This is a genomic window from Humidesulfovibrio sp., from assembly GCF_030689645.1.
In the GTDB taxonomy this organism is placed as follows: domain Bacteria; phylum Desulfobacterota; class Desulfovibrionia; order Desulfovibrionales; family Desulfovibrionaceae; genus Humidesulfovibrio.
This window is the reverse complement of record NZ_JAUYFU010000054.1, coordinates 1-6183: the sequence shown is the minus strand read 5'-3', so window position 1 is coordinate 6183 and position 6183 is coordinate 1. Positions and strand designations below refer to the sequence as shown.

Below are 6183 nucleotides of genomic sequence, written 5' to 3'. Positions count from 1 at the left end.
GCCTCAACCCCCGAGCTGCCGTAGCCCGAGCACCACGGCTACTCCGGCCAGCATAGCCAGGGGCAGGTTGCCGAAGCGCCAGGCCACCAAAGCCGTGGCCGCTGTTGCAGCCGCTTCCGCTGGTCCTGCCGTCAGGGCGCTGGGAGCAACGATGGACGCCAGAATGGCTCCGGGAATGGCGTGCATGAACCGGGTGAGGCGCGGTCCGGGCGAGAGGCGGCTCATGAGCATGAGCCCGGCGGCACGGCTGGCGTAGGTGGCGAGCGCCATGCCCGCGATGGTCAGAAGGGAGATGGTCACGGGGTCCATCATTTGCCCTCCGGTGCTGGAGTGAAGGCGGCGGCAAGGCCTCCGGCCATTGCTCCGGCCAGGATGTACCACTTGCCCGGGCACAGGTGCATGGTCAGAAGCGCTGCCGCAGTTGCTGCAATCAGCGGAAGAATGTCCTTGCGGCGTGGCTTCAAGCCCACCAGAAGCGCGGTGAACACTGCCGTGAAGGCGAAGTCCAGCCCGTAACGCGCGGGATCGTCCAGCCCGCGCACAAGTAAGTGTCCCAGCGCCGTGGAGGCGTTCCAGAACGAATAGACCGCGAGCCCTGCGCCAATCAGGAAAGCTCCGTCAGAGGCTGCGGCCTTGCGGCGGTCCTCGGCCCAGCGGGTAAGGGCCAAAGCCCACGATTCGTCGGTCATGAAGAACAGCGAGCCGAATGCTTGGCCGGCGGTGAGGCGCAGAAGCTGCGGCGAGAGTGACGCGCCCATGAGCACGTGGCGCAGGTTCACAATGAAGGTCGTGACGATGAGTGAAAAGACGTCGAGGTTGGCGCTCCAGAGATCCAGCGCGATGAGCTGGCTGGCCCCGGCGAAGACGAAGAGGCTCATTGACTGGGCCTCAACCCAGCTGAGTCCTTTCTGTCGGGCCAGAAGACCAAAGAGCACGCCGTACACGGCCACGCCAAGGGCCACGGGCACGCAGGCCCGGTATCCGGCGAGGATGCCGGAGAGCGTGAAAGAGAGCCGCCTGGCGCAGGTCGGTGGAGAGGTGTTCATGGAAGTATCGTGTCCTGGGGTTGGGCGCGCCGAGCTGGCTCAGGGACGATGGAGAGGTCCCGATTGGCGGGCCGCTACTGGCGGTATTCCAGCGAAATCCCATCCGGGCCGGACGAGCCGGCCGATGACCGCGCTGCGTCTTGCCCGAGGGCCTGGACCACAGCGGAGAGGCTCGCGCCCAAAAGGCGCGGCAAGAGCGGCAGCTTCTTTTCCGGGCCTTCGATGACCGGGATATTCTGGTCGGCCTTGACCATTTCGCGCAGGGTGGTCATGGCCAGTTCCTGGCCGCCCAACTTGTCCACCAGCTTTGCTTCCAGCGCCTGGCGGCCGGTGAGGGCGCGTCCGTCGGCCAGCTTGGCCACATCGGCCTCGGCCAGACCGCGGGCGGAGGCAATGTCGGACACGAACTGTTGGTGGAGGTCCAGGATGAGCGCCATGAGGTAGGCGCGCTGCTCCCGCGTCAGGGGCTGGGTGGGCGAGCCTGCGGCCTTCATCTTGCCGCTGGCCATGAGATCGGTCTTGAGTCCCAGCTTTTCCAGCAGGCCCTGCACGTTCACGTACTCGGCGCGCACGCCGATGGAGCCGGTGATGCTGCCGGGATTGGCGACGATGAGCGTTGCCGGGGCCGCGGCATAGTAGCCGCCGCTGGCGGCCGCGGTGCCCATGCTCACCACCACTGGCTTGACCTTGGCCAGCTCCTGCACGGCCTGGTACAGCTCCTGCGAGGGAGCCACGGACCCGCCGGGGGAGTCGATGCGCAGGAGCACGCCCTTGACGGACTCGTCGGCGCGCAGCTCGGCCAGGAAGTCGGTGACCTCGCGGGCGTCGGTGATCATGCCCTCGATCTTGCACAGGCCGATCTTGTCGCCGGAAAGGGGCCGGGACTTGCTGCCAAGCCCGCGGAAAAAGGCCATGGCCCCCGTAAAGAGGGCCACGGCCAATATGATCAGCAAGATTCCGAACAGCAACGGGTGCTGTTCGGAAAACTTGGTGGATGCGTTAGTTTCCGGATTCCTCGCCACTGGCGGCGTCCTCGATCTTGGCGCGGAGGAGGTCACCCAGGTTGCTGCCGGTCTCAGGGCCGGAAGTGCGGAACTCCTTGGGCTTCTTGCGCTCCTCTTCTTCCTTGATCTGCTTGATGGACAGGCCCAGGCGGCGCTCGTCGGCGCTGACATGGATGACCTTGGCCTCGATGTTCACGCCTTCCTTGAACAGCTCGCTGGGGCTCTTGATCTTCTTGCGGCTGATCTCGGACACGTGCACCAGGCCTTCGATGCCTTCCTCAACTTCCACGAACAGGCCGAAGTCGGTGATGTTGGTCACCAGGCCGGTGATGAGGGTGCCCACGGGGTACTTGCCCGGCACCTTCAGCCACGGATCTTCGGAGAGCTGCTTGATGCCCAGGGTGAACTTCTCGTTCTCCTTGTCGACAGTCAGCACCTTGGCCTGGACGATGTCGCCGATCTTGAAGACTTCGCTCGGGTGACGGATCTTCTTGGTCCAGCTGATGTCGGACACGTGGATCAGGCCGTCGATGCCTTCCTCGATGCCGATGAACACGCCGAACTCGGTGATGTTCTTGATGGCGCCCTCAAGGACGGTGCCTTCCGGGTACTTCTCGGCCACCACGTCCCAGGGATTCGGCTTGATCTGCTTCATGCCCAGGCTGATGCGCTTCTTGTCGGGGTCGACGCCGAGCACGATGACTTCGACTTCGTCTCCGGCGCGCACCATCTGCGAGGGGTGACGCAGCTTGCGGGTCCAGCTCATCTCGGAGATGTGCACCAGACCTTCGACGCCGGCCTCCAGCTCAACAAAGGCACCGTAGTCGGCCAAGTTGGTGACCTTGCCGGTGAAGCGGGAGCCCTGGGGGTACTTGCCAGCGATATTTTCCCACGGATCAGCCACGAGCTGCTTGAGACCGAGGGAGACCTTCTGGCCTTCGCGGTCGAAGTGCAGCACCTTGAGGTCCAGCTCGTCGCCAAGCTGCACCATTTCTTTCGGGTGGCGGATGCGCTTCCAGCTCATGTCGGTGATGTGGAGCAGACCGTCGAGGCCGCCAAGGTCGATGAACACGCCGTATTCGGTGATGTTCTTGACCTTGCCCTTGACCACCTGACCTTCGATCAGGGTCTCGAGCAATGCGCCGCGCTGCTCGCTGCGCTGCTCTTCAAGCAGAACGCGGCGGGAAACGATGACGTTGCTGCGGCGACGGTTGATTTTGAGAATCTTGAATTCGAAATCCTGACCAACCAGGGCGTCCATGTCGGGCACGGGGCGCAGGTCCACGTGGGAACCGGGCAGGAAGGCCTCGACTCCGCCGAGATCGACGGTGTAGCCGCCCTTGATGCGGCGGACGATGCGGCCGGTGACGGTGCCGTTGTTCTCCTGGGAATCTTCCAGGCGATCAAAGAGCTGCATCCGCTTGGCCTTGTCGCGGGAAAGATGGATGGTGCCTTCGTTCTCGTCCTTGTTGGACACGAAGACATCAACCTTGTCGCCCACGGCCACGGTGATGTTGCCCTCGGCATCGAGGAATTCCGAGACGGCGATCTGGCCTTCGGACTTGAAGTTCACGTCAACAAGCACGTGATCCTTGCCGATCTTGACCACGGTGCCGGGGACGATGGTGCCCTCGTCGAGGTCGCCAAAGTCGTCCTTGAGGTAGTTCTCAAGGGCAGCCTCAAAATTGAGGTCCATTTCCATCTCTGCGTCTTTCTTGTTTTTTTCCATCGTTGCCTCCAACGACACTCCCTCGGACAAATGTATTTGCGCTTTTTATGGCCTTTGGCCGTAAACCACCGCGTCCCGGTTCCGAGGCATCCGGGCGCCGCAGCGGCCACGGTCGGTCCAAGATGGACCGGGTCCAAAGGCCGTGACGCCGTTCAAGGGCTGGGTGCGCAGCATATGCCGCACCCTGAAGAGCATGCTGCTTACTCCAAATGATATCGTCTGTAAACATAATTTCCGGTCTGAAAGCCGGACCGGAAGAGCCTGCCCATTGATTGTTGTTGGGCTGACCCGGTGATGGTACCATGCCGCAAGCGTTTTGCATACACCGAACAGGAGTGTTTTCATGCCAGCAATTCAATCCCAGGCGACTGTGCGCTGCCCTTGGTGCCAACCTGGAGCAGGGCAGCCGGACCCAGAGTACATACGCTACCATGACGAGGAATGGGGCGTGCCTCTGCGCCTGGACGATGCCCTGTTCGAACTGCTGATTCTGGAGGGGGCCCAGGCCGGTCTCAGCTGGCGCACAGTGCTGCACAAGCGCCAGGGCTATCGCGACGCCTTCTGCGGCCAAGGCGCAAAGGTCCTCGACCCGCTTCTTGTGGCTCGCCTGGGCGAGGTCGATGTGGAGCGCCTCAAGGCCGATGCCCGCATCATCCGCAACCGGCAGAAGATTGCCGCCGCCATTGGCAACGCCCGCGCGCACCTGGCAGTTGTTGAGACCTTCGGCTCCTTTGACGCCTACCTGTGGCGTTTCGTGGAAGGCCGCCCGGTCCAGAACGCCTGGTCCGAGCCGCACCATGTGCCCGCGCGCACCCCGGTCAGCGATGCTTTGTCAAAGGATCTGCTGGCCCGCGGCTTCAAGTTCGTCGGCCCAACCATCGTCTACGCCTACATGCAGGCAGCCGGGCTGGTGAACGACCACCTGACCGCCTGCTTCCGGCATGCGGAGCTTGGCGAGCGCTGAGTCTACTTTTTCTTGGACACGATGAGCAGCGAAGTGACGCCTGTGACGCCCTTGGTGGCTCGCGCGTGGCCCATGGCCCTGTCCGCATCCTTTTGGGTGCGCACCATGCCGAGCAGATACACCTTGCCGCCGAACACTTCGGTCTCGACCTGCGTGGAGCTGAGCTCCTTGTCGCCCACCAGCGTGGTGCGCAGCTTGGCTGCTATTTCAAGATCGGCCGAGGTGGTGCTCTCCTTGCCGGGGGCCTCCCAGTAGGTGGTCACGCTCTTCACGCCCTTGGTCTTTTTCGCCGTGGCAACGGCGAAGGATTTGAAGCCTTCGTCCGACAGTTGACCGAGAAGCGTCACCCGTCCCAGAAAGCAATAGGGCTTCACCGCCAGGCCAAGCTTGCTGTCCTTGTTTATCAGCGTGGTCTTGATCCCGGTGGTTATGTTTTTGTCCGCCGTGATGTCTGACAGGCTCCGCTCGTCGCGGGCAACCTCGTACACCGCACCCCAAGGGGTGACGGCAAAGGACAACGCAGGAAACGCAAGCAGGGCAGCCAGCATCAGCATTATTCTGAATTTAGCCATGAAGACCTCCAGCGGTGCAATTGATATTTTTGACTACGTATTCCATGCCTGGGGGGGCAGCCTGCTGTCAACGCGGACATGCACAAGGCGTGAGTTGACCGCTTCGGCTTTAGCTCGTACTGTGCGCGGCCAAACTAAACAATTCACCGAGAGGTGCCTCATGTCCAATTGCCATTGCGGCAGCGAACTGCCCTTCGAGCAGTGCTGCCAGTCCATCATCAACGGAGCTCCCGCTCCCACCGCCGAAGCGCTCATGCGCGCGCGCTACAGCGCCTACGTTGTGGGCGACATCAACTTCCTGAACAGCTCCCTCGCCCCGGACGAACGACACGATTTTGATCCCGAGCAGGCCAAAGCCTGGAGCGAAAACTCCAAGTGGCTCGGGCTCACCATCCACGCGGTCAAGGACGGCGGCGAGGCCGACCAGGCCGGCCAGGTGGATTTCACCGCCAGCTACGAATACCAGGGCGGACGCCAGGATCATCGCGAACTCGCCAGCTTCAAGCGCCTCGACGGCGTGTGGCACTATACCGATGGCCGCATGCGCTCCCACGACCCCATTGTGCGCGGGCCCAAGACCGGGCGCAATGATCCCTGCCCCTGCGAAAGCGGCAAGAAGTACAAGAAGTGTTGCGGCAAGGCTGAGTAAGAGAGAAGCAGGGGCTCTGCCCCTTAACCCCGCCAGAGGGCATGCGCCCTCTGGACTCCGCAGGCTCGCCGGGCGGGACGCCCGTCGAGGGCGCTGCCCATGGGCGCGGGCTGATTGACGGGGAAGGCCCCCATTCCGACACCTCCGCAAGTGAAAGGGCCGGGTCCGAGCGTCGGCGCGGACCCGGCCCGTTCACATGCCCTGTGGGGGTTTGGGGGG

Annotated in this window: 7 protein-coding genes; 2 read left to right on the top strand and 5 right to left on the bottom strand. The window is 63.0% G+C overall.

The window, feature by feature from the left end:
- Positions 1 to 3: 3 nt before the first annotated feature.
- The 4 genes from Q8O35_RS08690 to Q8O35_RS08675 form a co-directional block, all read right to left on the bottom strand.
- Entirely contained in the window at positions 4 to 312 is a 309-nt protein-coding gene (locus Q8O35_RS08690; RefSeq protein ID WP_305572293.1) for an AzlD family protein, read from the bottom strand.
- Positions 309 to 1046: an AzlC family ABC transporter permease gene (locus Q8O35_RS08685; RefSeq protein WP_305572291.1), complete on the bottom strand. Its 738-nt coding sequence runs from the start codon at positions 1044 to 1046 to the stop codon at positions 309 to 311. Before Q8O35_RS08685 ends, Q8O35_RS08690 begins: the two co-directional genes overlap by 4 nt.
- Positions 1047 to 1120: 74 nt before the next feature.
- Positions 1121 to 1981 carry a signal peptide peptidase SppA gene (gene sppA / locus Q8O35_RS08680; RefSeq protein WP_305572289.1) on the bottom strand — a complete coding sequence of 287 codons (861 nt, stop codon included), beginning with the start codon at positions 1979 to 1981 and terminating at the stop codon, positions 1121 to 1123.
- 64 nt (positions 1982 to 2045) lie between these two features.
- Positions 2046 to 3779 carry a 30S ribosomal protein S1 gene (locus tag Q8O35_RS08675; protein WP_305572287.1) on the bottom strand — a complete coding sequence of 578 codons (1734 nt, stop codon included), beginning with the start codon at positions 3777 to 3779 and terminating at the stop codon, positions 2046 to 2048.
- 343 nt (positions 3780 to 4122) lie between these two features.
- Between Q8O35_RS08675 and Q8O35_RS08670 the strand changes: the two genes are divergently transcribed.
- Entirely contained in the window at positions 4123 to 4743 is a 621-nt protein-coding gene (locus Q8O35_RS08670) for a DNA-3-methyladenine glycosylase I (protein WP_305572285.1), read from the top strand.
- 2 nt (positions 4744 to 4745) lie between these two features.
- Here the strand turns inward: Q8O35_RS08670 and Q8O35_RS08665 are convergent, their stop codons facing one another.
- Positions 4746 to 5315, bottom strand: coding sequence for a BON domain-containing protein (locus tag Q8O35_RS08665; RefSeq protein WP_305572283.1), 570 nt, complete (start codon positions 5313 to 5315; stop codon positions 4746 to 4748).
- A gap of 160 nt (positions 5316 to 5475) precedes the next feature.
- On the opposite strand from Q8O35_RS08665, the gene Q8O35_RS08660 reads away from it, so the two are divergent.
- Positions 5476 to 5964, top strand: coding sequence for a YchJ family protein (locus Q8O35_RS08660; RefSeq protein WP_305572281.1), 489 nt, complete (start codon positions 5476 to 5478; stop codon positions 5962 to 5964).
- Positions 5965 to 6183: the final 219 nt, after the last annotated feature.